26 protein-coding genes are annotated in these 26,541 nt (G+C 71.7%); 8 read left to right on the forward strand and 18 right to left on the reverse strand.

The features are described 5' to 3' along the window. Window positions 1–194 precede the first annotated feature (194 nt). Window positions 195–704, reverse strand: coding sequence for a hypothetical protein (locus ACZ7LS_RS31695; protein ID WP_385132838.1), 510 nt, complete (start codon window positions 702–704; stop codon window positions 195–197). Window positions 705–977: 273 nt separating this feature from the next. Further along, complete coding sequence (locus ACZ7LS_RS31700; RefSeq protein WP_382526826.1) at window positions 978–2,702, reverse strand: PHP domain-containing protein; 1,725 nt, start codon at window positions 2,700–2,702, stop codon at window positions 978–980. 510 nt (window positions 2,703–3,212) lie between these two features. Between ACZ7LS_RS31700 and ACZ7LS_RS31705 the strand changes: the two genes are divergently transcribed. Together ACZ7LS_RS31705 and ACZ7LS_RS31710 are read left to right on the forward strand one after the other, a co-directional pair. Continuing rightward, window positions 3,213–3,986 (forward strand): polysaccharide deacetylase family protein, encoded by a 774-nt coding sequence (locus tag ACZ7LS_RS31705; protein WP_382526823.1) that lies wholly within the window; start codon window positions 3,213–3,215, stop codon window positions 3,984–3,986. 154 nt (window positions 3,987–4,140) lie between these two features. Continuing rightward, entirely contained in the window at window positions 4,141–4,437 is a 297-nt protein-coding gene (locus ACZ7LS_RS31710; RefSeq protein ID WP_382526820.1) for a UBP-type zinc finger domain-containing protein, read from the forward strand. Between the two features lie 109 nt (window positions 4,438–4,546). Here ACZ7LS_RS31710 and ACZ7LS_RS31715 read toward each other — a convergent pair whose 3' ends face one another. The 7 genes from ACZ7LS_RS31715 to ACZ7LS_RS31745 all read right to left on the reverse strand — a co-directional run bounded on the left by ACZ7LS_RS31715 (window position 4,547) and on the right by ACZ7LS_RS31745 (window position 11,158). Beyond that, complete coding sequence (locus tag ACZ7LS_RS31715; protein ID WP_382526817.1) at window positions 4,547–5,329, reverse strand: VOC family protein; 783 nt, start codon at window positions 5,327–5,329, stop codon at window positions 4,547–4,549. A gap of 153 nt (window positions 5,330–5,482) precedes the next feature. Further along, entirely contained in the window at window positions 5,483–6,022 is a 540-nt protein-coding gene (locus ACZ7LS_RS31720; protein ID WP_385132833.1) for a DUF4232 domain-containing protein, read from the reverse strand. A gap of 142 nt (window positions 6,023–6,164) precedes the next feature. After that, entirely contained in the window at window positions 6,165–7,253 is a 1,089-nt protein-coding gene (locus ACZ7LS_RS31725) for an ABC-2 transporter permease (RefSeq protein ID WP_385132830.1), read from the reverse strand. A 76-nt stretch (window positions 7,254–7,329) separates the two neighbouring features. Further along, window positions 7,330–8,130, reverse strand: a complete 801-nt coding sequence (locus ACZ7LS_RS31730; RefSeq protein ID WP_382876085.1) for a sulfite exporter TauE/SafE family protein — start codon at window positions 8,128–8,130, stop codon at window positions 7,330–7,332. Between the two features lie 65 nt (window positions 8,131–8,195). Next, window positions 8,196–9,407: an MFS transporter gene (locus ACZ7LS_RS31735; RefSeq protein ID WP_385132977.1), complete on the reverse strand. Its 1,212-nt coding sequence runs from the start codon at window positions 9,405–9,407 to the stop codon at window positions 8,196–8,198. Window positions 9,408–9,496: 89 nt separating this feature from the next. Further along, window positions 9,497–10,615 (reverse strand): PLP-dependent cysteine synthase family protein, encoded by a 1,119-nt coding sequence (locus ACZ7LS_RS31740; RefSeq protein WP_382526807.1) that lies wholly within the window; start codon window positions 10,613–10,615, stop codon window positions 9,497–9,499. A gap of 141 nt (window positions 10,616–10,756) precedes the next feature. Next, the gene (locus ACZ7LS_RS31745) at window positions 10,757–11,158 is read right to left on the reverse strand and encodes a hypothetical protein (RefSeq protein ID WP_382668789.1); all 402 of its coding nucleotides are present in this window, start codon (window positions 11,156–11,158) and stop codon (window positions 10,757–10,759) included. 201 nt (window positions 11,159–11,359) lie between these two features. On the opposite strand from ACZ7LS_RS31745, the gene ACZ7LS_RS31750 reads away from it, so the two are divergent. Next, entirely contained in the window at window positions 11,360–12,103 is a 744-nt protein-coding gene (locus tag ACZ7LS_RS31750; protein ID WP_385132826.1) for an NUDIX hydrolase, read from the forward strand. 27 nt (window positions 12,104–12,130) lie between these two features. Here the strand turns inward: ACZ7LS_RS31750 and ACZ7LS_RS31755 are convergent, their stop codons facing one another. Beyond that, a complete protein-coding gene (locus tag ACZ7LS_RS31755) occupies window positions 12,131–12,832 on the reverse strand; it encodes a YoaK family protein (RefSeq protein ID WP_385132823.1) in 702 nt (233 codons plus the stop codon). A gap of 334 nt (window positions 12,833–13,166) precedes the next feature. Here ACZ7LS_RS31755 and ACZ7LS_RS31760 point away from each other — a divergent pair, with 334 nt between their 5' ends. Together ACZ7LS_RS31760 and ACZ7LS_RS31765 are read left to right on the forward strand one after the other, a co-directional pair. Next, window positions 13,167–14,423 (forward strand): FAD-binding protein, encoded by a 1,257-nt coding sequence (locus tag ACZ7LS_RS31760; protein WP_385132974.1) that lies wholly within the window; start codon window positions 13,167–13,169, stop codon window positions 14,421–14,423. A 112-nt stretch (window positions 14,424–14,535) separates the two neighbouring features. Continuing rightward, window positions 14,536–15,060 (forward strand): DUF5954 family protein, encoded by a 525-nt coding sequence (locus ACZ7LS_RS31765; protein ID WP_382526796.1) that lies wholly within the window; start codon window positions 14,536–14,538, stop codon window positions 15,058–15,060. Window positions 15,061–15,109: 49 nt separating this feature from the next. Here the strand turns inward: ACZ7LS_RS31765 and ACZ7LS_RS31770 are convergent, their stop codons facing one another. The 3 genes from ACZ7LS_RS31770 to ACZ7LS_RS31780 form a co-directional block, all read right to left on the reverse strand. After that, entirely contained in the window at window positions 15,110–15,853 is a 744-nt protein-coding gene (locus ACZ7LS_RS31770) for a class I SAM-dependent methyltransferase (RefSeq protein WP_382526793.1), read from the reverse strand. A 59-nt stretch (window positions 15,854–15,912) separates the two neighbouring features. Next, window positions 15,913–16,929: a helix-turn-helix domain-containing protein gene (locus ACZ7LS_RS31775; RefSeq protein ID WP_382526792.1), complete on the reverse strand. Its 1,017-nt coding sequence runs from the start codon at window positions 16,927–16,929 to the stop codon at window positions 15,913–15,915. 123 nt (window positions 16,930–17,052) lie between these two features. Then, a complete protein-coding gene (locus tag ACZ7LS_RS31780) occupies window positions 17,053–18,066 on the reverse strand; it encodes an alpha/beta hydrolase (RefSeq protein WP_382526789.1) in 1,014 nt (337 codons plus the stop codon). Between the two features lie 340 nt (window positions 18,067–18,406). Between ACZ7LS_RS31780 and ACZ7LS_RS31785 the strand changes: the two genes are divergently transcribed. The 3 genes from ACZ7LS_RS31785 to ACZ7LS_RS31795 all read left to right on the forward strand — a co-directional run bounded on the left by ACZ7LS_RS31785 (window position 18,407) and on the right by ACZ7LS_RS31795 (window position 21,095). Continuing rightward, the gene (locus ACZ7LS_RS31785; protein ID WP_382526786.1) at window positions 18,407–19,288 is read left to right on the forward strand and encodes an ABC transporter substrate-binding protein; all 882 of its coding nucleotides are present in this window, start codon (window positions 18,407–18,409) and stop codon (window positions 19,286–19,288) included. Between the two features lie 131 nt (window positions 19,289–19,419). After that, entirely contained in the window at window positions 19,420–20,241 is an 822-nt protein-coding gene (locus ACZ7LS_RS31790; protein WP_385132972.1) for an amino acid ABC transporter permease, read from the forward strand. Then, on the forward strand, window positions 20,238–21,095 hold the full coding sequence (locus ACZ7LS_RS31795) for an amino acid ABC transporter ATP-binding protein (protein WP_382874836.1): 858 nt from the start codon (window positions 20,238–20,240) through the stop codon (window positions 21,093–21,095). Before ACZ7LS_RS31790 ends, ACZ7LS_RS31795 begins: the two co-directional genes overlap by 4 nt. A 183-nt stretch (window positions 21,096–21,278) precedes the next feature. On the opposite strand, the gene ACZ7LS_RS31800 is transcribed toward ACZ7LS_RS31795, so the two are convergent. The 5 genes from ACZ7LS_RS31800 to sthA all read right to left on the reverse strand — a co-directional run bounded on the left by ACZ7LS_RS31800 (window position 21,279) and on the right by sthA (window position 26,468). Beyond that, entirely contained in the window at window positions 21,279–21,887 is a 609-nt protein-coding gene (locus ACZ7LS_RS31800) for a GTP-binding protein (RefSeq protein ID WP_382668805.1), read from the reverse strand. Next, a complete protein-coding gene (locus tag ACZ7LS_RS31805) occupies window positions 21,865–22,230 on the reverse strand; it encodes a DUF742 domain-containing protein (protein WP_030353841.1) in 366 nt (121 codons plus the stop codon). Before ACZ7LS_RS31805 ends, ACZ7LS_RS31800 begins: the two co-directional genes overlap by 23 nt. Further along, on the reverse strand, window positions 22,227–22,637 hold the full coding sequence (locus ACZ7LS_RS31810; RefSeq protein WP_129767523.1) for a roadblock/LC7 domain-containing protein: 411 nt from the start codon (window positions 22,635–22,637) through the stop codon (window positions 22,227–22,229). The genes ACZ7LS_RS31805 and ACZ7LS_RS31810 overlap by 4 nt, the downstream gene beginning before the upstream one ends. A gap of 2 nt (window positions 22,638–22,639) precedes the next feature. Further along, the gene (locus ACZ7LS_RS31815; RefSeq protein WP_385132817.1) at window positions 22,640–24,400 is read right to left on the reverse strand and encodes a sensor histidine kinase; all 1,761 of its coding nucleotides are present in this window, start codon (window positions 24,398–24,400) and stop codon (window positions 22,640–22,642) included. Window positions 24,401–25,064: 664 nt separating this feature from the next. After that, window positions 25,065–26,468: a Si-specific NAD(P)(+) transhydrogenase gene (sthA, locus tag ACZ7LS_RS31820; protein ID WP_382526774.1), complete on the reverse strand. Its 1,404-nt coding sequence runs from the start codon at window positions 26,466–26,468 to the stop codon at window positions 25,065–25,067. Between the last annotated feature and the right edge of the window lie 73 nt (window positions 26,469–26,541).

The raw sequence follows: 26,541 nt of genomic DNA on the forward strand, positions 1-26,541 counted from the left end.
GGGTCCTGACCTCCGGGCGGACCTGAGGACGGGCCGAAGCACAGGAACACCCCGGGCACCGGAGCGATATGACGGTGCGCGGGGTGTTCCCGTTCGTGTCCGCCACCCCGCGGGCGCGGTCGGGAAGCGAGCCGGGGAAGTGGACAGGCGAAGTGGACTGGCGAAGCGGCTCGCGAAGGGGCTCGGGACGCGGCTCAGGAGGCCGGTTCGACCTCCAGGAAGCGCCGCCGACGCGGCCCGCGGTAGAGCAGGGCCTCCCACCCCAGGCGCGTCAGGACGGCGGCGCACTCCGTCAGAGCCCGCTCCTCGTCCTGGGCGGCCCCGCCGCCGTGCGGGCCGAGCCACTCCACCCGTACGGCCGCGGGCGTCCCACCGGCCCGTACGGTGGCGGCGGGATCACCCGCGCGTACGCGATACCCCGTCGCGACCCGCTCTCCCGAGCCGTCGACCGCGGACGCCGGCAGACCGGCGGCCTCCAGCGCGAGCGCGACGGCGCGCACCGGCCGCCGCCGCTCCCACGGGGCCGGAACGGCCGCAGGATCCCCGGCCCCGGTGTGTGTCAGCCGGCGGATCTGGAGCAACCCCTCGAACGCGACCAGGACCTCGGCCGTACGCGCCTGGGGCGTCGTCGCGCACACCGGGCCGTCGCCCGTCGCGGCCTCGAAGCCACCGGGCCGCTCCGTACCCTCGTCGCCGCTCGTCATCCCCGCCGCCGTCCCCTTCCGCCCCGCTCTCGCGCCCGTACCGGCACCCGCGCCCGGACCGACAGAAGACCCCGACCGGACGGGGGACGCCGGTCGGGGTCGTCATGGAGGAGAGCGTGGATGGCGGTCGCCTCGCGGCGATGGGCTCCATGGGGCTTCAGCCGAACGATCTTCCCCATGGGCGATTCTCATATGGGGCCCGGGGACTCAGTTCCATCCACACCCTCACTGGGTCCAACGGCGGACCTCCGCCGATTGTTCCCGGGGGTGCGGTCAGGACGGAAGCACCCAGATGGGGTTCGAGTAGAACCACAGGTCCTTCCACGGGTCGGCGTCGCCCAGCACGTCCATCGCCGGGCCCACGGGGTCGACGGACGCGCCGTTCGGCCCCACGGCGGTGCGGTTGCCGTCCGTGCCGCGCAGCCGGACGTAGAGCGGTCCTGAGACCCGGCCGAGCTTGTACGTCAGCCGCACGGTGCCCGTCGACTTGTCGACCTCGAACGACTTCGCGACCCTGGCGGTCGGCGCGGTGAAGGTGTCCTTGTCGTGGACAGGGCCGGTGACCTGGCCCTGGATGACATCGACCCGGGCCAGCTTCGGCACGAACTGCGCCCAGTTGGCGCCGTTGGCCAGGGCGATGTCGATGGACAGCTCGACGTCCGTACCACGCTTGACGTGCAGCGCGCCGCCGAGCGTGGCCCAGCGGCCGCCGCCCTTGAGCCGGGCGTCCAGACCGCTGATCAGACCGCCGTGGTCGACCCAGATCCGGCCGGCCCGCATCCCGTCCATGACCGCCGCGTACGAGAACCGGTCCGCGCCGACATGCGTACGGCTGTAGTGGCCCGGCCAGTAGTCGCCCTTCCCGAGGTCGAGGCCGGTTCCGTACACGGGGTCGGAGTGCTTGCCGTTGGCGTTGAAGTCGTCGTCGGGCCCGATCACGGACGGCTCGGCGTACACGCTGTGCGAGTCCGAGTTGGCGGTGATCCACCACGGCTTGCCCTCGGCCAGCAGGCTGTCCCAGAGACCGCCGACCGTGGAGGTCATCCAGTCGAAGCCGCCCCAGGTGCGGTAGCTCTCCGGCGGGTAGGCGGCGAAGGAGTTGGCGCTCGGGCTGTTCTCGTAGTAACCGCGGCCACCGCCGCTGCCGACCGGCTTGGGCAGTCCCGCCGCCTGGTGGCCGGGCGCGCCCTCCATACCGATGGCGATGGGGTGGCCGGCCGAGGTGGCGTCGCGCCAGCCGCGTATCTCGTGGGGCGAGTCGATGCCGTTGCGGGCCGGGTGGTTGGCGAGCATCACCGCGTCGTCGACCTTGCGCCGGCGCACCTGGTCGGCGAGGAACTGGAGCCCCGAGATGGCCAGTGCCTCGTTCGTGGCGTTGGAGGAACTGGGGTGCAGGCTGCCGTCGTAGTCGGTCTCGAACCTCTTCAGCACCTCCACCTCGTTGCGGCCCGGGTGGACGAAGACCGTGGCGTGCTCGGCGCCCGGGATGTTCCACTCAAGGCCCTGGAAGACGAGCTGGTCCTTGTAGGTCTCGCGGGCTTCCTTGATGTCCGGGTTGACCTTCTCCACACCGATCTTGGCGTGCGCCGCGCTGCCGTGGTCGGTGATGACCATCCAGTCGAGACCGTGCGCCGTGCCCTGGCGCACCTGGTCGACGACGCGGTACTTGCCGTCGCTACTGTACTGCGTGTGGATGTGGTGGTCGCCCGCCAGCCACAGGAAACCGTTGCCACCGCCCCGGCCGGACGAGGAGGAGCCGCCGGAACCGACCGCGTGCGCGGCGGCGGCGGTGGCCCCGCCCAGCACGCTCGCTCCGGCCAGACCGGCGCCGAGCAGACCGGCGCGGCGCAGCATCGAGCGGCGGGACTGCTGGCTGGGCGACAGCTCACTGTCCGGCACATCGGCGTCGAGCGCCGGAGGCAGGGGGCCGGTTTCGGCCGGGACGTGGTGTGTGTGGTCGTGTGCGTGGTCGTGCGGGTGGTGATGGTCGTGGCCCATTGCTGCTCCTTGCCGATGCCTGTGATGCCCAGCGGGGTCAGATGTTCGATTACTGGGATGACGGCTCGGCGACGGGAGTGCGTACGCGCGATGTTGAATTCCGTACGGAATGCTGGTCCGGGGTGCGTTGGCGCAGGTCGTGCGGGTGTGGGTGCCTCTCCTGGCTCTCCCCGGAAAGAAGACCGTCCCACTATGCACTGCATGTATACGCGCTATGTATAGTGCGGGTATGTCATTCGGCCATGCCCAGTCGGGGCCAGTGAACCCCGCTTCGCCCTGCCCGCCGTCCGCGGTGGAGTCCCGCCGCGCACGTCGCGTGTCCGGTGTGTCCGGCGTGTTCCGCATGGCATAGCCGGCCCGCCGGGCCCTCCGGGGCCGCGGCCGAACCCACATCACCCGGCGCGCCGTTCCGCGCGCCGGCTCACACCCAGGCCCGGTGCGGGCTTCAGCGCTGCGCGACCGCGGCCCTCCCTCCCACCGGCCACCCAGCCATCGGAAGAGGGATTTGTCATGCCAAAAAACACGTCGGCGCTCGGTCTGAAGGCAGCCGGCGCCCTGGCGGCGGTCGTCTCGCTCGGTCTGCTGCTGAGCGGCTGCTCCTCGTACGACGCCAACTCGCCCGCCGACGCCAGAGGCGACGCCAAGAACGGGGCGAAGGTCTCGGCCGGTGCGGTCGACTGCGCGAAGGAGCGCTGTATAGCCCTCACCTTCGACGCGGGACCGTCCGAGCACACCCCCGAGCTGCTCGACATCCTCAAGAGGGAGAAGGTCCCCGCGACCTTCTTCCTGCTCGGCGAGAACCACGTCGTCAAACACCCCGGCCTCGTGCGCCGTATCGCGGCCGAGGGCCACGAGGTGGCCAACCACACCTGGTCGCACAGAATCCTGACGGACCAGGACCCCGAGGCCGTCCGCGAGGAGCTCTCGCGTACGCAGGACGCCATAGCGGAGATCACCGGCCACGCGCCCACGCTGATGCGCCCGCCGCAGGGCCGTACCGACGACGAGGTCACGAAGGTGAGCCGGGAGCTCGGCCTCGCACAGATCATGTGGAGCGCCACCGCCAAGGACTACTCGACGACGGACTCCGAGCTCATCAGGAAGCGCATCCTCGACCAGGCGGACCGTGACGGCATCATCCTGCTGCACGACATCTACGACGGCACCGTGCCCGCCGTCCCCGGGATCATCGAGGAGCTGAAGAAGCGCGGCTACACGTTCGTCACGGTGCCCCAGCTGCTGGCGCCGGGACGCGCCGAACCGGGGAAGGTCTACAAGCCCTGACCCCCACCGCCGCCGTCACCCCCGGTTCCCCTCCTGCTGGCGGTGGCGAAGCACCGGCCGTACGGTGAAAAAAGGCGACTGACTCGAAGTGACCTGTGCGAGTGACCTGTGCGGTCGGACGGGCGGCGGCGTGATGACGGAGAGCGGAGAGGGCGTGGGAGGGTTCATCTGCAGTCATCTCGCGGATGTGGGGCCGGTGACCCCGGACAGCCCGGACAGCTGCACCGACTGTGTCGCTCTGGGCGACACCTGGGTGCATCTGCGGGAATGCCAGGGCTGCGGCCACATCGGCTGCTGCGACTCCTCCAAGAACAAGCACGCCACCGCGCACCACAACGCGTCCGGGCACCCGCTCATCCGTTCGTACGAGCCGGGTGAGGGCTGGTGGTGGTGTTACGAGGACGAGGTCGTCTTCGAGGTCGAGGGCGTGCCGCCGGTACGGTCCGCCTGACGGGCCGGAGCGCCGCACCGCGCCCGCCGGACAGTCCATGCCGAACCCCGCCCGCCGGACGGTCCACGCCGCACGCCCCGGCGTTCTGTCAGTCCGCCGCCCCGCTCCGTCAGCCGGACGTGACGGTGAACAGCGCGCCGTCGGGATCGCGCAGCGTCGCCTCGTCCGATGCCCCGGACTCGTCCTGCGGCGAGAGCAGCGCGCCTCCGCCCTTGAGCGCCGCCGCCACCGAACCGGACACTTCCGGCACCCGGAAATACACATGCCAGCGCGGGCGGATCCGCGGATCGGGCGTGGCCTCCACGGCGCCGCCGCGGATCCTGGCGACCACGTGCTCGTCCTGCCGCAGCACCGCGTGATCGTCTTCACGGGCAAGAGTGAAACCGCCCTCGGTCTCCGGCGCCCAGCCGAGGACCTGGCTGTAGAACCTGGCCGCGTCGTCGGTGTCGCGGGTACGCAGCTCCAGCCAGGCCGGGGCGCTGCCGCGCCCCACGGTCCAGTCGGAGCGCACCGCGCCCTCCCAGATGCCGAACGCCGCGCCGTCGGGGTCCGCGGCCAGCGCGGCCCGGCCCGAGTGGAAGGCCAGCGGGCCCACCGCGACGGTCGCGCCGCGCTCCCTGATCCGGGCCGCGGCCTCGTCCACATCGGCCACCGCGAAGTACGGCGTCCAGGAGACGGCTACCTGGAGGGAGGCCGCCAGCGCGCCGATGCCCGCGACCGGCATTCCGTCGGACAGGGCGACGCAGAAGTCGTCCCCGAGCCCGGCCGGCCGGTAGGTCCAGCCCAGCACATCGCTGTAGAAGGCCTGGGCGGCCGGCAGTTCGCGGGAGAGCAGTGTCACCCAGCAGGGACCTCCGGCCACCGTCTGTGAGTCGATCTTGTCCCGCTCCACACCGTTCACTCCACCCTCGCCCCGACTCTTGTCGCTCTCCGCTGCCACTACCTGCTGCCCCCGTTCCGCGCCCCTACTCTGCCAGGCCCGGCACCACTTCCCCGACGGGGCAGGGGCTTTGGGGGCCCGCCGGCCCGCGTGCCCCGCGGCGACTCAGCGCCGGGCGGCGGGCGGCGCGGCGTCCGCCCCGGCGCGGGTGGGCTGCCAGAGCGTGGTGACCGGCTCCCAGACGCGGATGCCCGCGGGTGATCCCAGGGAGGCGGCGCCGAACCGCGTGCCGTGGTGCGAGGGGTCGCCCGCGACGGTCAGATACGCGACCGTACGGGAGTCCTCGGCGGCGGGGTCGATGGTGCGCACCAGGGCGTACGCGGTAGCGCCGGCGGCGAGCCTGTACGGCGCGCTCTCCACGGGCGGCACGGGCTGGGCCGTTCCGTCCAGGTCTCCGAAGGTGACGGTCGGGACGCGGTCCACGGCGCAGGCACGGCCGCTCCTGTTGGTGACGCTGATCCGGACCTGGTCGGGCGTGCCGGACGCGGTCGCGGCCACCTTGACCGCGGCCTCGCGGCAGGTGGCGAGGGCCGCGGGTGCGAAGACCCCGGCGGGCGCGGGGACGGCCGCCGAGGCGCCGGTGGCGAGCAGGAGCACGGTGAGGGCGGCCGCCGCGGGGGCGACGAGGGCAGGACGGATACGCATGGCTGGTTTCCCCGTTTCGGTAGGTCGGTGGTGAGCGGCACGGCGCCGGACACCGGTCGGGCCGGCCGTGGTCGTGCTGTACCGCTCGCCTGAGATGACACCCGAACGGCCCCGGCGGTTGTGCTGGTCCGGCGAGATCCGATCACGGGACCGCTGGGCCCGCGCCGGCGTGCGCCGGTGTGCGCTCCCGGCCGCCCGGGTGCCGGTGACGCCAGAGCCAGAACACGGTGATGGACACGAACGCCCAGCCCGCCAGGACGGCGAAGGGGAACACATGCTGGGCGTTGCCGAAGTACACCGCGGTGTGGTTGGCGTTGATCGAGGCGCCTGGTGGCAGCCACCGTCCGATGTGCCCGAGCACGGAGGGCAGCAGCGGCCAGGAGACGGCCCCGCCGGAGGAGGGATTGCCGAGCAGCACCATCAGCCCCCAGGTCGGCAGCATCGCCCACCGGCCCATGAGGGTGTTGAACATGGTGAAGACCATCCCGGACGTGAACATGGTGAACGCCAGGATCAGCCAGGACTCCACGAACGGAAGATCGAGCGCGCCGAGCCACCAGTCGACCACCGAGGCGATCGCGAAGGCGCCGAGCAGGGAGTACGCCACGGTGAAGGCGATCCGTTCCCAGGGGTTGAGCTCACGCGCGTGGACGCTCAGTTGAATCGCCCCGACGAAGCCGATGATCACGGCGGCGAGTGAGATGTAGAAGAGCGCGAGCCCGCGCGGATCACCCTTCTGGAGCGGTTTGACGTCGCTGATCCGTACCGGGAGCCCGACGGCCCTGGCCACGGGCAGGGCGGTCTCCGTGAGCAGTTGCGCGACGGAGGCTCCCGCCGCGCCGGCCACCGCGAAGTCGGCACGGTCCGTACGGAATGTCAGAATCGCGAAAATCTCCTGCTCCTCCACCCCGCGCCGCGCCGCCGTGTCGCTCGGATAGCGATGGAGTTCGAGGGCGCCGTTCAGGGCCTTCTCCATGCCGTCCACGAACGCGGTGGCGTGTGCCGTGCCGGCGGGTCCCACCACGGCGGCGGGGATCCGATGGGGCGTCGGATTCGCCATGTTGTACGTGTAGGACCCCGCGAAGAGCCCGGCGGCCGCGGCGAGGATGAAGGTCAGGACGATCGCGGGGAGGAAGGGCGAGGCGGTGAAGGCGGACCATCGCTCGCGCGTCGTCCGATGTCTGCCGTGCGCACCGCCGGAGCGTGGGTGATCTTCATGATCCGCGTCCATGGAGGCACCGTAAACCACCCCTATCGGAATGGCCGTACATGTTCTCCGTGCCCGTCGGACAGGGCGGAGGCGCGGTTCAGCGCAGCAGAAGTTGCAGGCCACCGAGGACGGTCGCGCCGATCACCAGCCGCTCGAAGAGCCGTTGGTCGATCCGGTCCACGCACGCCTTGCCGATGAGGGCGCCAGGGAAGACGAAGAGCACGAGGGCGGCGTCCAGCAGCAGGGACCGGCCGTCGATCAGGCCGAGTCCCACGCTGAAGGGCAGCTTGGAGGTATTGACGATCAGGAAGAACCACGCGGAGGTGCCGAGGAAGCCGAGCTTCCGGAAGCCGGCGGAGAGCAGATAGAGCGACATGACGGGGCCGCCCGCGTTGGCGACCATGGTGGTGAATCCGCCGAGCACGCCGTACGAACGCGCCTTGACGCGACCGGCGGACGACGCTCGTGAGCCGCCCTTCCCGGCGGCCGCTTCCGTCTTCTCCGCCGCGCTCTCCGAGCTGTCAGCGCTGTCCGCTCCGTAGCGCCGCCGCCAGATCGTGACGCCCGCCATCAGCAGCAGGATCGCGCCGATCGAGGTACGGACGGCGGCGTCATCGGCCCAGAGCAGGAAGACGGTGCCCGCCACCACCCCCGCGGCGACCGCGGGAAACAGCCGCCACAGGGTCGGCCAGTGGGCATGCCGCCGGTAGGTGAGCACGGCCACCACATCGCCGACGATCAGGATCGGCAGCAGTACGCCTGTCGACTCACGCGCCGGCAGCACGGCCGCGAATACGGCCAGACTGACCGTATTCGCGCCGCTCACCGCGGTCTTCGAGAAACCGACGAGCGCCGCCGCCGCGGCGAGCGCGGCGAATCCCCACCAAGATATGTCCATTTCGGCAAACGATGCTATGCCCTGGTGCGGGCCCGGTACCGGGCGGGCGGCGCTCGAAGGAGGAATCAGCCGGGTACCGGCCGGGTCACCGGGGCGGTCAGCCGGCCACCCCGCGTCAGCGCGAACACCGCTCCGGCGCAGGTCAGGCCCGTACCGGCCAGCATCGCCCAGGGCAGCCAGCGGAGATCGTGGCGCTGTGCCACATCCCACAGCGCGCCTGTGCCCAGATTGCCGAGCGTGATCCCCAGTCCGGAGACGGTGTTGTAGAGGCCGTAGTGGGTGGCGACCAGCCGGCCGCCCGACAGCGCGACGACCGTGTCCATCTCGAACGGATAGACCACCGCGCTCCCGACGGCCAGCGCGACCACCGCCGCCACCAGCGCCGCGAGCATCCACAGCCGTGTCGTACGTTCGTCACCGGCGGGGACCAGGGCCGGCGGGATGAACGCCAGCCCCATGACGGTCAGTCCCCGCGTCAGCGCTCCCGGCGCACTCCAGCGCCGCGTGGCCCAGCGCGTCAGCCGGGTCTGCCCCACCACCGCGACGGCGGCCGAGATCACGAACAGGGCGCCCGTGGCCTTCTCCGCGGCCGGCCCCAGCGCGTCGGCGGCGGCCAAGGGCAGGGCCAGATAGACCTGGAACGTCAGTACGTACGAGCCGATCATCGCCACCGAGAACAGCAGGAACGGCCGGTTGGCCAGCACCGTGCGCCACCGCGCGCCCACCCCTGAGGACCGGTCGCCCGTGCTCTCCCCGCCGCCCCGGGCGGGCAGCGCGCGCCACTGGAGCACGGTCAGCGCGGCGAAGATCACCGCGGCGACCACACACACCAGCCGGAAGTCCGCGGCGAGCAGGACGAGACCCACCGGCGGCCCCAGCAACATCCCGGCCTGGTAATAGACGTTGAAGACCGCGAAGGCCTCGACCCGCCGCTCGCCCGCCTCCGCCGCCAGATACGCCCGTACCGCCGGATTGAACAGCGCGCCCGCGAACCCGGTCGCCGCCGACGCCACGATCAGCGCGGGCAGTTGGTCCACCCAGCCCAGCAGCGCGAAACCGCCCGTGCGCAGCAGACAGCCGGCCATGATCGGCGCCTTGTAGCCGAAGCGGTCGGCGAGGGCGCCGCCGATCAGGAACATCCCCTGCTGCGAGAGCGTGCGTACGCCGAGGACCAGACCGACCGCCCAGGCGGCCAGCCCGAGCCCACCGGCCAGATGCGCCGCGAGATAGGGCATGAGCATGTAGAAGGCGAGGTTGATGGCGAACTGGTTCGCCATCAGCAGGCGTGCCGCGGGCGGAAAGGACCGGGTGGTGGCCCACAGGCCCGTCGTCCGGGCGCGCGGGCCGGGGGCGGTCACGGATCCCTTCACCGGGCCACCTCCGCCAGGCCGCCGTCGCCCGCTTCCGGACCGGTCGCGGCGAGCGGGTCCACCACCGTGGTGCAGCGCGTCCAGCGGGTGACGGCGCGTTCGCCGGGATGCGCGATCTCCCGAGGATGGTCGGCGGGCCGGTGGCCCAGCAACCCGTGCTCACGGCAGTACGCGTCGTCGAAGACGGTCCCCACATAACGCTGCGGTCCGTCAGGGAAGACCGCCACGATCCGCTCACCGGGCGGCCGTACGGCGGCCAGCCAGCGCGAGACCAGGGCGACGGCCCCGACACTCCAGCCGCCCGTCGCGTAGCGCGCCCGCGCCAGCGAACGCGCGGCCCAGACCGCTTCCGGGGCGGCCACCCAGTGCACTTCGTCGAAGAGGCCGTACGCGACATTGCGGGGATGGATGCTGCTGCCCAGACCGCGCATCAGCCGGGGCGCCGCGGGCTGGCCGAAGATGGTCGAGCCGGTGGTGTCGACGCCCACCACCCGCAGAGCGGGGAAGTGATGGCGCAGCACACTGGCGATGCCGGCGGAGTGTCCGCCCGTACCGACGCTCGCCACCAGCGTGTCGATCCGGCCCAATTGGGACACCAGCTCCTGGGCCAGCGGACGGTAGGCGGCCACATTGTCGGGGTTGTGGTACTGATCCGGGCACCACGCGTCCGGATACGCGGCGAGCAGCTCCGTCACCCGGCGCCGCCGGGCCTCCTGCCAGCCACCCACCGGATGGGGCGTCCGTACCAGCTCGATGTCCGCGCCGTACGCCGTCAGCAGCCCGGCCACGAGCGGTTCCATTCCCGGGTCGGTGACGACGGTGACGGGATGGCCGAAGGTCACCCCGGCCAGTGCCAGCCCCAGGCCCAGCGTGCCGGAGGTGGATTCCACGATCCGTGCCCCGGACGGCAGTTCGCCGCGCTCCCGGGCGCGCGCCACCATGTAGAGGGCTGTCCTGTCCTTGATTCCGCCGGGGTTGTGTCCCTCCAGCTTGGCCCAGAAGCCACGGCCGGGGACCGTGAACGGGGCGCCGATCCACAGCGTCGGGGTGTCGCCGACCAGCGCCGCGGGGGTGTGGGCCGGCTGAGGGGCGGGGGAAATGCCGAAGTGGTCCATCGCGCAGAGCTCCAGTGGCCGGCCGCGCGTGGGCGCGCCCCGGCCGTGGTGAGGGGGGTGAACGGGCAGAGAGCCTGGGGGCCGCCGGCGGGTACGGGCGGGCGGAGCCGCTCGCGCGCCGTCAGAGGCCTGGGGCGCTCGTCAGTTCCGCCACACACCCAGCGCCGCGCGCCGCCGCTGTTCCGTGCCCCGGCCACCGGGCGCGTCCCCGCGCGCCGCTTGGGCGCGTACGCCCACCGGGTTCCGTACGGCGGTGTCCGCCGCGTCCGGTCCGTCCACCGTGAGGGGTACGAGGGAGGCGTCCGGGCGCGGCGGCAGGAGGCTCGGCTCGTCCGCGTCGGTACAGGCGGCCGCCCCATGGCTGACCCGGCCGGCGCAGCCGGCCACCGGCGTCGCGGGGAGACCGGGGGCGGGGTACTGCGCCGCGACCGCCGCCGTGGGTGTCGCCGTGCTCGGGAGGGGAGCGGCGGAGACCGGACCGTGCGCGCAGCCCAGCACATGCAGGAGCGCGGCCAGCACCGTCAGCAGCACGACGCGAGACATCGCCCCGTGCCCGCTCCTCCCGCTCCACGCCGCACCGTTCATGTAGCGCAGCGTATGCGATCGATCACCCCGGGTCGCAACCGGGGAGGGCTCGCAACGCTGTGCGGTGCGTAACCGTGGGGACTCATAGGACCCGTGGGATCCGTGGGACTCATATCGGATTCGTGCGATCCGTGGCCGTCGCGGGGCGGGAAGCCCCGCGTGCGGAGAACTCGGAGGACATCCGCCGCCGTCATCCGTAACGTCCCCGGTGGCGCGGTGCTCGACGACCGCGCCGGTTTCCACGAGTGGACGCGTACGGCGAATACGAAGAACGCGACGAGTACGACGCGCATGACGGGTAGGACGGGCATGGAGAACGCGATGCACGCTGTCGGGCGACCGATCCTCGATCTGCTGTCCCTGTACCGGGCACGGGATCCGCGCGAGGCCGCCGACGTGGCTCGCGTCCGCGCGCTCGCGGAGGGCGCGGACGATCCCTGGCTGCGTTCGATTCCGCTGCATGTGACGGCGTCCGCGCTGATCGTGCACCCCGCGAGCGGACGGGTGCTGATGCGCTGGCACGCCCGCCAGCGCTCATGGCTCCAGGTCGGAGGCCACGGCGATCCGGGGGAGAGTGATCCGCTTGAGGTCGTGCTGCGGGAGGGCCAGGAGGAGAGCGGGCTCGGGGACCTGGTCCCGTATCCGGACCCGTCGCTCGCACGGCTCGTACAGGTGGTGATCGTGCCGGTCGCGGCGGGCGGCGGTGAAGCCGCGCATGAACACGGTGACCTCCGGTTCCTCCTGGCCACGGCCGACCCCGACGCGGCACGCCCCGAGAACCCCGACGCCCCGCTGCGCTGGATGACCCCGGCCGAGGCGCGGGAGGCCACCTCCGAGGAGAATGTCCGTGAAGCGCTGCGCCGGGTCGAGGAGTCGCTGACCGTCGCCGCGGAGCGCGGCTGACCGGCAGGTGGCGCGGGCCGGGCGCCCTCAGGCCGCGGAGTCGTCCGGCGTCGGCGACGGCTCCGGCGCCAGCGCGAAGGCACAGGCGCCGCCGGCCACCAGGACGGCGGCCAGTCCCACCACACCCCCCAGAGTCGTCTGGAGCAGGAGCGCGCCGACCGCCGCCCCGGCGAAGAGGGTCAGCAGCGAGCCGATCTTGCGGTGTGGTTTCCGGCCGATGCCGGCCCCGAGCACGCTCTCCGCCGAGAGCCCGGTGAGCGTCTGGGTGAGGACGGTCGTCGTCAGATCCCGGGGGGCGAGCAGGCGTACCGTCGCGTTCTGCAGCCCGCTGCAGCCACCCAGCAGCGCGAGGATCACGAGAGTGGTCCGGCCCTCGGGCCGGAGCACCCCCGTGGCGAGCAGCAGAGCCGTCAGTGTGAGTCCCGCTGCCTGGCAGGCGAAGGCGCAGACGAGCCAGAACCGCGGCCGGCCGCCGAGGAACGTGCTGAGCCGCCCGCCGAGAAACGCCCCCAGCACGAAGGCCGCCGTGGCCACGATCGGTGCCAGCACCGGCAGCCGGTACGACTCGGCGAGGGAGAACCCGAGAAAGGCGACGTTGCCGGTCATGTTGGCGACGAAGACATGGTCCAGCCGCAGATAGCTCACCGCGTCCACGAGACCGGTCGCGAAGGTCATGGTCAGCAGCGCCCCCACGGCCCACCGCGGCGCCACGGGAAGTCTTTCCGGCACAGGGGGAGCACCTGCTTTCCTTCGCGCTTTCCGCACCGGCGTCCGGCGCACGGCGTCCGGCGTCCGGCGTCTTCCCCCGGGGCCACCTTCTCGCACGGGGCCGACAAATCGACACCCTAGTCCCGGTGCACCGGCCGCCCTGCCCGCACCACGCGGGCCGGCGCCGCGGGCGTATGAGGTAAGAAGTACGGGGGTGGGCACGGCCGCCACGCCGGACCGCCACACCGACCCGCAGTGCCCGACCGCGGTGCCCCTGCCCGCAGAGAAGGAGAACCCCGTGCTCCAGCCGCCCGGTAGCCCCGATGTCCCCCGTGACCGGGCCATACCTCCCGTGATGCGGAACTGGGCGGGCAATATCACCTTCAACGCGGCACGTGTCCACACACCGTCCTCCGTGGAGCGGCTGCGGGAGATCGTCGCCGGGAGCGGATCCGTGCGCGCGCTGGGCAGCGGCCACTCGTTCAACACCATCGCGGACACCCGCGGCGATCTGGTCTCGGTGGCGGGACTGCCCCGGGTCGTGGAGATCGACAAGGCGGCCGCCACCGTCACGGTCAGCGCGGGTCTGCGGTTCGCCGAGTTCACCGGAGCCGTCCACCGGGCGGGCCTGGCCCTGCACAACCTCGGCTCGCTCCCGCACATTTCCGTCGCCGGTGCCTGCGCCACCGGAACGCACGGATCCGGGGCGGGCAACGGCACCCTGGCCTCGGCGGTACGCGCGCTCGAACTCGTCACGGCTGACGGCGAACTGCTCGTCCTCGACCGGGACGACGCGGACTTCGCGGGCGCGGTGGTCGCCCTGGGCGCGGCCGGCGTCGTGACCTGTATGACGCTGGACCTCGTACCCGCGTACGACGTCCGGCAGTGGGTGTACGAGGGACTCCCGTACGAGCGACTGCGCGAGCGGTTCGACGAGGTGCTCTCCGCCGCGTACAGCGTGAGCCTCTTCACCAGCTGGCGTACGGACCGGATCGAGCTGATGTGGCTCAAGCAGCGCGTCGGCGACGGCGATCCGGAGCAGGCGCCGGACCGCCGGTTCGGTGCCGTACACGCGGACGGCCCCCGGCACCCGGTGCCCGGCATGGACCCGTCGACCTGCACCGAGCAGTCCGGCGTCCCCGGGCCCTGGCACGAACGGCTGCCGCACTTCCGGCCCGAGTTCACTCCGAGCAGCGGCGAGGAGCTCCAGAGCGAGTACTTCGTGGCACGGGAGGACGGACGGGCGGCCTTCGACGCGCTGGCCCGGATCAGGGAGCGCGTCGCGCCGGTCCTCCAGATCGGTGAGATCCGGACGGTCGCGTCCGACGGACTATGGCTCAGTCCCGCCTATGGACGGGACACCGTGGCCTTCCACTTCACCTGGCACCCGGACACCGCGGCCGTCACGCCCGTGCTGGACGCGATCGAGGAGGCGCTGGCGCCGTTCGAGGTCAGACCGCACTGGGGGAAACTGTTCACGATGGGCCCGGAGCGGCTCGGCGGGCTGTACGAGCGGTACGCCGACTTCGAGGCGCTGACGGCGAAGCTGGATCCGGCGGGCGTCTTCCGCAACGACCTGCTGGAACGATACTTCCCGGGCGGGCGCGGATAGTGGCGGACGGCGGTCCCGGGCCGATCCGCACCGCGTAAACATGGCGGGATTTACTCCGGAAGATCCTCCTATCCCGACCTCGGTGACCGCCGTTTTGCGGCACGCTACTCAGGTGAGCGCGAACCCCGACGATGCGGCGGACGATGAGACGGCGGACGACGAGTCCGCGGGCGGGTTATTCGATGACGCGGCGGCCCGGCGGCTGCTGGAGCTGGGCCAGCGGGAGGAGGCGCTGCGGCGCAGGTTCCCGGTGAGCGGTCCGGACTGGGAGCGGACATCGGTCTCCCACTACACGGCGTATGCGGCGATGCTCCACGAGGACGGGGGCTGGCGGCAGCTCTTTCCGGCCGTTCCCGCCGAGGCGGAGGCCAGGACGGATCTCCGTGATGTGCTGCGGGTACGGGCCCTGGACGCGGGCGAGCTGGGGCCGCGCTTCACCCGGGCCGCCGAGGCGGTCGTACGCGGCGAGGACCAGGTGATCATCGGCGGTGATGTCTACCGTGTGGTGCGCATCGAACAGACCATCATCATGACCGGCCATGGTCCGCAGCCGCCGCAGCCACGGGACCAGGAGTTTCCCGAAGTGCTCGACGAACGTCCCGGACCCCGGGGGCCGGGACGGGCACTGGACGACTGACCGGCCGGATCCGGCAGGGCGCGCGGGGGCCCACGCGAGGGATCCGGGCTCACTTCCGGCGTGCCACCACCAGGGCGCAGCGGGGGCTGCCGTCGGGGCGCCGGCCGAGGTCCGTCAGCGGGAGCAGTTCCGTGGTGAACCCCGTCCGGGCCAGTTCGTCCAGTACACCGGACAGCTTGAACGTGCGGTAGTACATGACGAACCGCGGCTGCCAGAGCAGATTGCGCAGCCGCATCGCCGTATCGAATCCCCAGAGCGCCCAGTAGAGCGGGGAGCCGACGCGGGGCGGGGCCGGAACGGGAAAGACGAAGAGACCGCCCGGCCGCAGCACGGCGTGTGCCTGCGCGAACAGCACGGGCCGCTCGGCGGGCAGGAAATGGCCGAACGCCCCGAAGCTGACGGCCAGATCGAAGACCGGCGCGAAGGGCAGGGCGCGCGCGTCGGCCCGTACCCAGTCCACGGCCGCCGAGGTGAACTCGGAGGAACCGGCGGAGGAGGCGGAAGCGGCCGCGGCCGCGGTGAGCATGCCCGCGCTGAAGTCGAGACCGGTCACCCGCTCGTCGCACAGCCGCCGCAGCACCCCCACTCCGGCCCCGGTCCCGCAGCAGATGTCGAGGCCCGTGGCGAACGGTCCGAGCGGCCTGACCGTACGCACCACGGCGTCCAGCAGATGACCGGGCGTACGGAACGGCGTGTGGTCGAACTTCGGCGCCAGCAGGTCGTAACCGTGCTCGATGGACGAGAACGCCTGCACGGCGAGTTCGCGAAGGGTCGGGCCCTGAGGTGTGAACATCAGGACCCAGGGTAACGACACAGCCCCACATGCCGCCTCACACATCGCTGACCGCCTCCTCAGAGGTGGCGGTTGCGGCCCAGCCGCCACAGCGCGAGGGCCAGTTGCAGCCGCAGCCGTCCCCGTGGATCGTGCACCGGCCAGCCGAGCCAGTGCTCCGCCTGCGCCAGCCGGTCCTGAAGCGTGGAGTGATGCATGTTCAGTTCCGCGGCGGCGGCCCGCAGGCTCGTGGAGTACGCGACCGTGTGGAGTGTGCAGGCCGCCCAGGGGGTCGCGGCGACGGCCCGGTCGAGCGCGCGCACGTCGGGGATCGGTTCCGTGTCCGGGCCCACGGAGGCCGCCAGCACGGCGAGACCGCCCAGCTCGTCCGCGTACACCGTCCTCGGCCCGGGATCCTGGTCGGTGCCCTCCGCGGTGAACCGGAGCGCGGTCCTGGCGGCCGCCGCGGACGCCGGCAGTTCCAGCACGGGCACCGCGGGACCGACACCCGCGCGCGGGCCGTCGGCCGGCGGCGGGACCTCCGGGGTACGCACCGCCTCGACCACCGGCGCCGCGCCCGCGGGCGCCACCACCCGGGCCAGCGCCGCGTTCCGCAGCCCGAGCCGGCCGGCCGCCTGCCACCGGGCGTGCTCAGGGGCCGACGCGTCCAGCAGCACCTCCACCGAGGCGGGATCGGCGGCCGGGCCCGTCAGCGGTGCCCGGCCGCGGGTCCTGTCGAGGACCACACGGGCGGCGGCCACGGTCCGTTCCAGCACCATGCCGTGGACTCCGCCGGGCGGTCCCGCGCTCTCCAGCCAGACCGCCGGGGCGCCGCCGGGCACCAGCGGGGCGGACATCCACGACGACAGCGCCGGTCCGGCCCGGTCCCGGCGTATCCCGTCGGCGTCGACCCGGATACGTACGCCACGCTCGTCGTCCACCAGCCGGGCCGGACAGCCCGACAGCACGGCCGCGCCGCGCACCAGCGACTCCAGGCCCGCGCGGCCCTCGATCAGCCGGTCGAAGTACGCGATCACCTGGAGGGCCGCGCCCGCGTCGGGGTCCAGCGCCGCAAGCCTGCCCGCGAGCTCCTTCACACCCTCATCCTGCTTCTCCGAACGGCCGGTGCCAACCACTCCTGTGCTCTTTCCGGAAGATCTCGGTCCGTTCGCCTGCCCGCCGGCGGGTCCGGCCGTGGGCCCGGCGGCCGGTGCGCGGGGTCAGCCGGCGGCGAGCAGTCTGCGCAGCCACGTCAGCTGAGCGTTCCGCGCGTCCTGCGAGATCGCCGCCTGCGGCGCCAGGCTCTCGAACCCGTGGAAGGCGCCGGGCCACACATGCAGCTCGGCCCGGCCACCGGCCTGCCACAGCCGGCTGGCGTACGTGACGTCCTCGTCCCGGAAGGTCTCGGCGGAACCGACGTCGATGAACGCCGGGGGCAGCCCCGACAGATCCTCGGCGCGGGCGGGCGCGGCGTACGGGGAGACATCGGGGCCGCCGCGCCGGTCCCCGAGAAGGGCGGTCCATCCCGTGTGGTTCGCCGCCCTGTCCCATACCCCGAGGCCGGCCATCTGATGACTGGAGACGGTGTCGTTACGGTCGTCGAGCATCGGGCACATCAGCATCTGCCCGGCCAGCGCGGGGCCGCCCCGGTCGCGTGCCATCAGTGCGACCGCGGCGGCCAGACCCCCGCCCGCGCTGCCGCCGGCGACGATGATCCGGCCGGGGTCGATGCCCAGCTCGTCGGCGTGGCCGGCGGTCCAGACGAGCCCCGCGTAGGCGTCCTCCACCGGCGCCGGGTGCGGATGTTCTGGGGCCAGCCGGTACTCCACCGAGACGATCACCAGGTTGAGTTCCCGTGCCAGGTCGAGGAAGGGCGGGATGCCCGACCTGTTGTCGCCGAGGATCATCCCGCCACCGTGGATGTTGTACAGCGCGGGCAGCGACGTGCCGGCTCCGGCCGGCCGCGCGATCAGCAGGGAGATGTCCGGCTCGCCCGGCGGGCCGGGTACCGCGCGCTCCTCGATCTCGAACGCGCCGTCCTGCCGCAGCTCCTCGTCCGAGAGCCGGTCGATGACCTCGCTCCCGCGCACAGCGGGGATGTCATCGAGCTTCAGCAGGGCGCCCAGGCGCTCACCGATGACGCCGAGCGCGGCGGCGAGCTCCGGATCGAACGGCGGCGGCGGTGGCGGACCGGGCCGGCCGGACGGTGCACCGGAGGACGGAGTGGCGTTCATGGGTACCTCCCTGGGTCGCGGTCACGCCCCTGTGACCGGTGCGGCCATCCTGCATCCGGACCCGAGCCCGTCGGGGGTGCCGGACGGCGGAGATCATCCGCCGGACGGCGGGTGCCGTGCGGGCCACGCGGGGTGTGCGGGCCGCGTGCGCCGAGTGGGCCGTAGGAACCGCCTGGCATACGGGCACGAGTCGGCCGGGGCGCGGTGGCGTGCGGCGCGGCGCGGCGCCGGGAACGTGAGGGGCGGATCCCGGCCACACGAACCCGCCCACCGGCGGAATTCATGCGATCGCAATGCCCTGATCTCGACAGAGCCCCCCGCGCGGTGCCACTCTCCCGCCATGCACCTCACCGCCCGAAGCCTTCTCCCCGCGCTTCCCGCCCTCCTCGTCATCGCCGCCGCCACGGCCTGCGCCCCGCAGGACACCTCGACCGGGGCCGACGCGTCGTCCTCAGGGTCCTCCGCGTCCTCCTGCGACCCGGGCGCACTGGCCACGCGAGCGAAGGGGAAGCTGACGGTGGGCACGGACAAGCCGGCGTACGCGCCCTGGTTCCAGGACGACGACCCGGCGAGCGGCAAGGGCTTCGAGTCGGCGGTGACCTACGCCGTGGCCAAGGCCCTCGGGTACGAGAAGAACCAGGTCGTCTGGCAGACCGTGCCGTTCAACAACTCGTTCGCACCGGGCGAGAAGAACTTCGACTTCGACATCAACCAGGTCTCCATCAGCGACGAGCGCAAGAAGGCCGTCGACTTCTCCTCGGGCTACTACGACGTACGGCAGGCCGTCATCGCGCTGAAGGACTCCCCGTACGCCAAGGCGACGACCGCGGCCGGCCTCAAGGACGCCAGGCTCGGCGCGCAGGTCGGCACCACGAGCCTCGACACGATCAACCAGATCATCAAGCCGACGCGGCAGCCCGCCGTCTTCCAGAAGAACGACTTCGCCAAGTCGGCGCTGCGCAACGGTCAGGTCGACGCGATCGTCGTCGATCTGCCCACGGCCTTCTACATCACCGGTGCGGAGGTGCCGGACGCGAAGGTGGTCGGCCAGTTCGCGGACTCGGCCGGCGTGGCGGAGCGGTTCGGACTCGTCCTCGACAAGGGCAGCGCACTCACGTCCTGCGTCACGCGCGCCGTCGACGGACTGCGCGCGGACGGCACGCTCGCCGCGCTGGAGAAGCAGTGGCTCTCCGACGCCGTGAACGCCCCGGTGCTCAAGTGACCTCCTCGGACACCACCCGGCTGACGAAGGACGAAGGCGGGGGCGGGAAGCGGGGCCACGGCGGGACCGGGGAACGGGACGACGGCCGGCCCGGCCCCGGGGAGGACACGTACACGCCCTCGGCGCGACGGATCGCGCGCGAGCGGTACAAACGCGCCCGTGCCCGCAGGGCCACCGCCGTCGCCGCGCTCTCCACGCTGGTGACGGGCGCGGTCCTGTTCCTCGTGGTCACCGGCTCGCCCGGCTGGCAGCGCACCCGCGAGACCTTCTTCAGCGCCGAGTACGCGCGGATGGCCCTGCCCGAGGTGCTCGACGGACTGCTGCTCAATCTGCGGCTGCTGGCGGTCTGCGGGGTGTGTGTCCTCCTGCTCGGGCTGCTGCTGGCCGTCGCCCGCACCCTGCGCGGCCCGGTCTTCTTCCCCGTGCGCGCCCTGGCCACCGCCTACACCGACTTCTTCCGCGGGCTGCCGCTGATCATCTGCCTGCTGATGGTCGTCTTCGGGGTCCCGGCGCTGCGGCTGGAGGGCGTCACCACGGACCCCGTGCTGCTGGGCGGGACGGCGCTGGTCCTGACGTACTCCGCGTACGTCGCCGAGGTGTTCCGGGCGGGCATCGAGTCCGTACACCCCTCCCAGCGGGCGGCGGCCCGTTCGCTGGGGCTGTCCAGCGCCAGGACGCTGCGGTACGTCGTCCTCCCACAGGCCGTACGGCGCGTCGTGCCGCCGCTGCTCAACGACCTGGTGTCGTTGCAGAAGGACACCGGTCTCGTGTCGATCGCCGGTGCCGTGGACGCCGTCTACGCGGCGCAGATCATCGCCGGAAAGTACTTCAACTACACGCCCTACGTGGTCGCGGGCCTGGTCTTCGTCGCGCTGACGATCCCGATGACCCGCTTCACGGACTGGGTCACGGCCCGGATGGACCGCCGGCGCGCCCAGGGAGGAACCGTATGACGGCCGACGACACCCGTACGGAATCCACCGGTACGGAGCCCACGGGCACGGCCCCCGAAGCCACGCGCGCGGCGGGTGACGGCACTCGCGCGACGGGCGGCGCCGATGGTCCGGTGCTGCGACTGGAGTCCGTACGCAAGACCTTCGGGCGGGACCGGGTCGTCCTGCGCGATGTCAGTCTCGACGTGGCCCCGCACACCGTCACCGCGCTGATCGGCGCCTCCGGATCCGGCAAGTCGACCCTGCTGAGGTGCGCCAATCTGCTGGAGGAGATCGACGACGGCGCGATCTTCCTCGACGGAGAGGAGATCACCGACCCGCGGACCGATCCGGACGCGGTGCGCCGCCGTATCGGGGTGGTGTTCCAGTCGTACAACCTCTTCCCGCATATGACGGTCCTTCAGAACATCACACTCGCGCCGCGCCGGGTCCTCGGCGTCCCCCGCGAGGAGGCGGAGGCGCGGGCGCGCGAGCTGCTGGTACGGCTCGGCCTCGGCGACAAGGCGGGGGAGTACCCGGACCGGCTCAGTGGTGGTCAGCAGCAGCGCGCGGCGATCGTACGCGCGCTCGCGGTACGGCCGCGGCTGCTGCTCCTGGACGAGATCACGGCGGCGCTCGACCCCGAACTCGTCGGTGAGGTGCTCTCGGTCGTACGCGATCTGAAGGGCGAGGGGATGACGATGGTGCTGGCCACCCACGAGATGGGCTTCGCCCGTGAGGTGGCCGACCAGGTGTGCTTCCTGGACAACGGGGTGGTGCTGGAGCGCGGTACGCCCCAGCAGGTGTTCGGGGATCCGGAGCAGGAGCGTACGAGACGCTTCCTGCGGCGGATCGTCGAGGCGGGCCGGCTGTGACGGAGGCGCGCCGGCCGCGATGAGGAGGCCGTTATCCGCCGGCCCGGCACCGGGCCCTGACGGTCCTGTCGGGGACGGTCCTCTCAGGGGACGACGGTGAGCGCGTCGTCCACGGCGAGGCCGGCACAGGACACCCGGGCGGCGGGGGGCGCGCCGGGGGCGGAGCGGGCGGGGAGGCGCGGTTCATGAAGCGGTCTCCTTGGTACGTACCGTACCGACGTTCGACACGAATTCGACCAGGCTGATCAGCGCGTCCACCGACGCGGCGCGCTCCCGCGCGTCGCACATCACCACGGGTGTCTCCGGCAACAGGTCGAGCGCGGTGCGCAGTTCCTCCACCCCGTACACCTCGCTGTCCGGGAACTGGTTGACCGCCACGGCGAACGGCAGTCCCCGGAGCTCCAGTTGTTCCAGAACGTCGAAGCTGTCCTCCAGCCGTCTGGTGTCGACGATGACGAGCACGCCGAGGGCGCCCTCGGCGAGGCCGTCCCACAGATCCCAGAACCGCCGCTGTCCGGGGGTGCCGAACAGATAGAGGACCAGCCAGGAGTTGAGGGTGATCCGGCCGAAGTCCATGGCGACCGTCGTGGTGGTCTTGGTGCTCATGCCGGCCAGATCGTCCACGCCGACGCTCGCCTCGGTCATCACCTCCTCCGTGCGCAGCGGTGAGATCTCGCTGACCGAGCCGACCAGGGTGGTCTTCCCGACACCGAAGGCGCCCACCACGAGAATCTTGACGGCCTGCTGGACCGTGTCGGGCAAGTAGCGGTCAGCGGAGCCGACGGAGACCATCCAGTACCTCCTGAAGCAGTTGCGAGTCGGGCAGAACGGCCTGCGGAACGCCGGAGCGCGCGGACAGATGGCCGCTGTCGACGAGATCGGATGCCAGCACCTTCACCAGACTCACCGGCAGTTCGAGATGGGCGGCGGCCTCCACCAGCGACAGCAGTCGCTCGCACATCCGCACGAGCGCGCGCTCCTCCCGCGTCGCGGAGACCGGAACGTCGCGCGGGGGATCGACGGCGATGAGGAGGGTCTCGACTCCTATGGTGTTACGAGAGGGCCTGGAGCGTCCCTTGGTAATCACATAGGGACGTAACGCACTGGCCGCGTACTCACCGTCCGGTTCACTCACCGCGCGGACTCCTGTCGCGGAGGGCTGCTCAGATTGCCGGCGCCGATCTTCATGACCTGCGCCTGCATCTGACGGGCGACCAGCTTCGGGTCCACCACGGGGCCCGTCACCACCGCGAGATGGGCCCCGTTGGCGCTGCGCATGAACAGGAACCCGCCGTTGAACTCCACCATCTGCTGATGGACGGCCCCGCCCTCCTCACCGAACTCCCGGCCCAGGCTGCGGGCCAGGGACTGGAGGCCCGAGCAGTTCGCCGACAGCCGGTCGGCGGAGTCCCGGTTCATCCCCTCGGAACTGGCCAGCAGCAGTCCGTCGGCGCTGAAGACGATCACCTCGCGCACCCCGGGAACCGCGGCGACCTCGGCGATCATCCAGCCTCGCTGCTCCGGGTTCTCCACGTAACTCATGCTCACGTCAGTCCTTCCGGTGAATCGGGGGTGGGGGAGGAAGAGCCGTCCTGGCCCTCGTACGGGCCGGAGCCGGACGTCGGGACGGACCGGCCGCCCTCGAAGAACTGCTCCATCCAGTCACCGGCCTGTTCCGGCGTGCCCGGCGGTGTGAGGGCGGTGGGGGCCGCCTCCGCCGCGGGCGCGTATTCGTCGCGACGTGAACGGCGCTGGGGGAGCCGGCGGCCGTTGCGTGACGGGAGGGCCGGCGCGCCGGACTTCGGCGTATCCCGGACCGTCGCGTCGCGTGCGGCGGGCACCGACACCTCCGGCGCCGGAGCGGCGATTCCGGGGGCGGTTTCGGGGGTGGCGGGCCGGGAGACGACCGGCTCGGTCACGCCTTCCGGAGCGGTGGCGCCGGGGACGACAGGGCCGGGGACGACGGTTCCGGGAGCGGCGGTTCCGGGAGCGGCGGCTTCGGGGAAGGGCGGCCGAGCGACGGCCGGCCGGCCGTCGGTGGCTCCGGAGGCGGGCCGCTCCGCAGCGGTGCCGCTCGCGTCGGGCGCTGAGGTGGGCTGGGGCACGTGGGGTACCTGGGGTACGGGAGGGACGGGCTTGGCGGTGGTACCGGCGGGGGCGAGGGTCTCCAGTACCCCCGTGGGCACCAGCACCACGGCGCGGACACCGCCGTACGGCGAAGGGCCCAGGTCGACCTGGAAACCGTGCCGGTCGGCGAACCGGCCCACGACCGCGAAGCCGGTCTGCGGGATCTCACCGACCTCGCCGACCCCGAGCAGCCGGGAGCCGGAGACGATCTCACGCGCCTCGGTCAGCCGGTACTCGTCCATGCCGAGACCGCCGTCGTCCACCTCGATGACCGCGCCGCGCTGCACCGTCCGCACGGTCACGGGCACACCTGTCCGCGGCGGTGAGTACTCCGTGGCGTTGGCGAGCAGTTCGGCCAGCAGATGGATCAGCGGTTCGACCACCGACGGGGTGACCCCGACGTCCGGGTCGCCGGTGACCTCGACGCGCTTGTACGCCACGATCCGTCCGGACGCGGCCCTGACCACGTCCACCATCGCCAGCGGCTTCTGCCACTGCTGCCCAGGCCACTCGCCGCAGAGCACCTTGAGGCTCTGCGCGTGCCGGGCCTGCTGGGTCGCCGCGTGATCCACCCGCATGGTGGTCTCCAGCAGATCGGCGTCACCGGGATAGCGGTCCGCCAGCCCCGTCACCGCGGCCTGGATCCGGTGTGCCGAGGTCTGCACCCGGCTGGCCAGCTCGACCAGCGCGAGCCGCTGCGACTCCTCGCGGTGGTCCACCGCCTCGGCGACCTCGGCCAGCAGCCGGCCGAACCAGTCGGTGACCCCTTCGCCCAGCCGTTCGGCGCCGTGCAGCGGTCCGGGGATCTCGGTCCTGGCGAGCGCGGCGGGCAGCCTCTCCTTGACGAGATGCTCGACCTCCTCCCGTACCAGCTCGGACTGGTGCTGGACATGGGAGCGCCAGCGGGTGTCGCGACGGGCCGTCTCCGCCTCCCGCTCCCGTGTCTCGTCGCCGTAGCGGACCACATCGGACTCGGCGCGCCGGTGCTGTCCGCGCAGCACCGACAGGGAGATGAAGACCAGCAGCGCGACCACGCCGTAGGCCGTGGTCAGGCCGGCGCCGAGGCGCGTTATGGGCACGATCGCGACGGCGAACGCGGCGAGGGAGGCCATCAGAGTCGTCGACCAGAGCCACGGCGACCTGCGGATTCGGGGAGAGGGCGCGGGGGTACGTGCCATGGAGAACCTTCGAGTTGGCTGAGAATGTGGTGCGGAGGATTCACCCGGCGGTGGTCACGGGGAGTGGGGGTGGCGCGGAGCCGGTACGACTGCCGGGTGCGAGGGTGTCCGTCGGCTGGGTATCTCAGTCCCACCACGGCCATGCGACTTGATCATGGGTTGAACTACCTCTTCACCAGACGTTGTTGGGGGATCGTATATCCGCCCGGCGTCACATGAAGTCATATCCCGGCCACTGACGGTGGCGAATACGCGTTTCCTGACAGGCGCACGCCGGTGTTGTTCTGTGCATGATCGTCGCGATGACGCCGACGGCCCAGGCGCCGCACGGCCCGTCTGGCGAGGCGGTCTTCCTCTCGGAGCCTCTCATTCCGGGGGCGCGGGAAAGGGCTTCGAGTGCCTCGTGTATTCCGTTCGGCGTTCCTGGGTTGACGATCGGCGCGTGAGCAAAGAAAAGGCAAAGATCGAAAGACCCGGCTTCATACGGGTGGGGTGTGCTCTCGCGGCGGCCGGCGCTTCGCGGAAAGGCGTCGCGGGAAAGGGGGGTGACCGTTCCTTTGATCGAATTGGAAGCTTTTCCAAGCGCTTCGGGGGATGAATCCGTGCGCCCCGTGTGACGCGAAAGGGAAGGGGGGCGTCGCGCCGCCCGGCCGGGGCCGGGGGCTCAGCGCTTCATACGGTCGATCTCGCGGATCTTGTTGGTCACATCGAGGGCGGCGACCTTGTACGACTCGGCCAGCGTCGGATAGTTGAACACCGCGTCCACCAGATAGTCGACGGTGCCGCCGCACCCCATCACGGCCTGGCCGATGTGTATCAGCTCCGTCGCCCCGGAACCGAAGCAGTGCACTCCGAGCAGTCGCCGGTCCTCCGGGGACACCAGCAGCTTCAGCACGCCGTGCGCGTCCCCCACGATCTGGCCCCTGGCCAGTTCGCGATAGCGGGAGACCCCGACCTCGAACGGCACGCGCTCCTTCGTCAGCTGGTCCTCGGTCCGGCCGATGAAGCTGATCTCCGGGATGGTGTAGATACCGATCGGCTGCAGATGGTGCATCGGATTGACCGGCTCGTCACACGCGTGGTACGCGGCGGCCCGGCCCTGTTCCATCGAGGTCGCGGCGAGGGCGGGGAAGCCTATGACGTCGCCGACGGCGTAGATGTGCGGAACCTCGGTGCGGTAGTGCTCGTCGACCGTGATCCGTCCGCGCGCGTCGGCGGAGAGCCCCGCCTTGCCGAGGTCGAGTTCCTCGGTCAGCCCCTGGCGCCCGGCGGAGTACATCACGGCGTCGGCGGCGATCTTCTTGCCGCTCTCCAGAACGGTGAGCGTGCCCTGCTCGTGCCGCTCGACCGCCGCCACCGTCTCACCGAAGCGGAACGTCACCGCCAGATCCCGCAACCGGTACTTCAGGGCCTCGACCACCTCGACATCACAGAAGTCCAGCATCCCGGCGCGCTGTTCGACCACAGTGATCTTGCTGCCGAGGGCGGCGAACATCGACGCGTATTCCATGCCGATGACGCCCGCGCCCACGATCACCATGGACCGGGGCACCTTCTCCATGCTGAGCACACTGTCCGAGTCCATGACCGTACGGTCGTCGAACTCGACGCTCGCCGGGCGGGCCGGCCGGGTGCCGGTGGCGATCACGATGTGATCCGCGGTCAGCAGCCGGTCCTGGCCGGAGGCGTCCCGTACGGCGACCGTGTGGTCGTCCATGAACCTGCCGGTGCCCGCGAGCAGCGTGATCTGGTTCCTGGCCAGCTGACTGCGTACGACGTCGACCTCAAGGCCGACGACATGCTGCGTCCTGGCCGTCAGATCGGCGACGGTGATCTCTTCCTTGAGCCGGTAGCTCTGACCGTACAGATCCCGCTGGGCCAGCCCCGTGAGATAGAGCACCGCCTCGCGCAGGGTCTTGGAGGGGACGGTTCCGGTATGAATGGAGACGCCACCGACCATGTCGGGGCGGTCGACCACGGCGACCCGGCGGCCGAGCTTGGCCGCCGCGATGGCGGCCTTCTGGCCGCCCGGTCCTGATCCGATGACAAGCATGTCGAAGTCGGGCACGGGAGGAGTCTGTCAGCCGTGCGTGTTTCCCGGAAGAGCCGGCATCACGGTGAGACGCTGACCGGGCCTCACG

The sequence above is a fragment of the Streptomyces sp. NPDC039430 genome (genome assembly GCF_055639435.1).